The organism is Roseovarius sp., from assembly GCF_018066915.1.
In the GTDB taxonomy this organism is placed as follows: Bacteria; Pseudomonadota; Alphaproteobacteria; order Rhodobacterales; family Rhodobacteraceae; genus Roseovarius.
The window spans coordinates 1-2,921 of the sequence record NZ_JAGPVV010000074.1; the positions used below are offsets into that span (position 1 = coordinate 1).

2 protein-coding genes are annotated in these 2,921 nt (G+C 62.2%); both read left to right on the plus strand.

Annotated features, from left to right (window positions below):
* On the plus strand, positions 1-1,017 hold a 1,017-nt coding region (locus tag KBT70_RS04520), incomplete at its 5' end, for an S-(hydroxymethyl)glutathione dehydrogenase/class III alcohol dehydrogenase (protein WP_296629311.1).
* 111 nt (positions 1,018-1,128) lie between these two features.
* On the plus strand, positions 1,129-2,921 hold a 1,793-nt coding region (locus tag KBT70_RS04525; protein ID WP_296629314.1), incomplete at its 3' end, for a methanol/ethanol family PQQ-dependent dehydrogenase.

The following is a 2,921-nucleotide window of genomic DNA, read 5'->3' on the forward strand; positions in this document are numbered from 1 at the left end:
GAGATCAAGGCGACGGGCCTGTGCCACACGGATGATTTCACGCTCTCTGGGGCCGATCCCGAGGGGGCGTTTCCGGCCATTCTGGGGCATGAGGGCGCGGGCGTCGTGCTCGAGGTGGGGCCCGGTGTCACCAGCCTGCAGCCGGGCGATCACGTCATTCCGCTCTACACGCCCGAATGCCGCGAGTGCGACTACTGCCTCAACCCGAAAACCAACCTCTGCCAGAAAATCCGCTCGACCCAGGGGCAGGGTCTGATGCCCGACGGCACCAGCCGGTTTTCGATGCTGAACGGCACGCCGATCCTGCATTACATGGGCTGCTCGACCTTTGCCAATCACACCGTCCTGCCCGAAATTGCGCTGGCCAAGGTGCGCAAGGATGCGCCGTTCGACAAGATTTGCTACATCGGCTGCGGTGTCACCACCGGCGTGGGTGCCGTGATCAACACCGCCAAGGTGGAGATTGGCAGCCGCGCCATCGTGTTCGGTCTGGGCGGCATCGGCCTCAACGTGCTGCAAGGGCTGCGGCTGGCGGGGGCGGATCAGATCGTCGGCGTCGACATCAATCCGGGCCGGATCGAGATGGCCACGCGCTTTGGCATGACCGATTTCGTCAACCCCAAGGAGGTCAAGGGCGATCTGGTGGCGCATCTGGTGGCGCTGACCCGCGGGGGTGCGGATTACACATTCGACGCCACCGGCAACGTCGGCGTGATGCGCACAGCGCTGGAGGCGGCGCATAAGGGCTGGGGCGAGAGCATCATCATCGGCGTGGCACCGGCGGGGGCCGAGATCAGCACGCGGCCGTTCCAACTGGTCACGGGGCGTTCGTGGCGCGGCACGGCCTTTGGCGGCGCGCGCGGGCGCACGGATGTGCCGAAAATCGTCGATTGGTACATGCAGGGCAAGATCGAGATCGACCCGATGATCACCCACACCATGCCGCTCGAGGACATCAACAAAGGATTTGAACTCATGCACGCCGGCGAAAGCATCCGCAGCGTGGTGATCTACTGAGCGCGGCCCAGAGGGCCGGGCGGGAGGCAAGACGCCCCGGCCCCACCGCAGAGGAGGGCGGTGTGGGGCGGGATGACAGAAACGACTGAAGTTTTATCCAGGGAGGACAAAATGAAGAAATCACTCTTGATGTCGGCGGCGTTCTTTGTCGGCGCATCCGGCATGGCCATGGCCAATGACGATCTGCAATCGCGGATCGACGATCCCAAGCAATGGGCGATCCAGACCGGCGACTATGCCAATACCCGCTATTCCGAGTTGGACCAGATCAACAAGGACAACGTGGGCAAGTTGCAGGTGGCTTGGACATTCTCGACCGGCGTTCTGCGCGGGCATGAAGGCTCGCCGCTGGTGATCGACGACATCATGTATGTCCACACGCCCTTTCCGAACATCGTTTATGCGCTCGACCTGAACGACAACGGCAAGATCCTCTGGAAATACGAGCCCAAGCAAGACCCCAACGTGATTCCGGTGATGTGCTGTGACACGGTCAACCGGGGCGTGGCCTATGCCGATGGCAAGGTCTTCCTACATCAGGCCGATACCACCGTTGTGGCGCTTGATGCCAAGACCGGCGAGGTCAAGTGGACGGCGGTCAATGGCGATCCGGCGATTGGCGAGACCAACACCGCGACGGTGCTGCCGGTCAAGGACAAGGTGATCGTCGGTATTTCGGGCGGTGAATTCGGTGTGCGCGGCCATACGACCGCCTATGACATGAACACCGGCGCGATGATCTGGCGGGCCTATTCGATGGGGCCGGACAGCGACACGCTGATTGATCCGGAGAATACCACCCATCTGGGCAAGCCGGTGGGACCGGATTCGGGCACGAACACCTGGGAAGGCGATCAGTGGAAGATCGGCGGCGGCTCGACTTGGGGCTGGTATTCCTATGATGCGGAACTGGACCTGTTCTATTACGGCACCGGCAACCCGTCGACCTGGAACCCGGCGCAGCGGCCCGGCGACAACCGTTGGTCGATGACCATCATGGCGCGCGACCCTGATGACGGCAAGGCAAAGTGGCTCTATCAGATGACCCCGCATGACGAGTGGGATTACGACGGCGTCAACGAAATGATCCTGACGGATCAAGAGGTTGACGGCAAGATGCGCAAGCTCTTGACCCACCCGGACCGTAACGGTCTGGCCTATACGCTGGACCGCGAAACCGGCGAGTTGCTGGTGGCCGAAAAGTTTGATCCGGTCGTCAACTGGACCACGGGTGTGGATATGGACCCCGCCTCTGAGACCTATGGCCGTCCGGCTGTGGTGGCGGAATATTCCACCGAGCAGAATGGCGAGGATGTGAACTCGACCGGGATCTGTCCGGCGGCACTGGGCACCAAGGACCAGCAGCCATCTGCCTATAGCCCCAAGACGGGTCTGTTCTATATCCCCACCAACCACGTCTGCATGGATTACGAGCCGTTCCGTGTGAGCTATACCGCCGGTCAGCCCTATGTGGGTGCCACGCTGGCGATGTATCCCGCACCCGGCAGCCATGGCGGCATGGGCAATTTCATCGCCTGGGACAATATCGAGGGCAAGATCAAGTGGTCGATCCCCGAGCAGTTCTCGGTCTGGTCGGGCGCTCTGGCGACCGCGGGCGATGTGGTGTTCTACGGCACGCTCGAGGGCTATCTCAAGGCGATTGATGCTGCGACCGGCGACGAGCTTTACAGCTTCAAGACGCCGTCGGGGATCATCGGCAACGTGATGACCTATGAGCACGGTGGCAAGCAGTATGTCGGCATCCTGTCGGGTATCGGCGGCTGGGCCGGGATTGGCCTTGCGGCCGGTCTGACCGATCCGAATGCCGGTCTGGGCGCTGTGGGCGGCTATGCAGCCCTGAGCGACTACACGGCGCTTGGGGGTCAGTTGACCGTCTTCAAGCT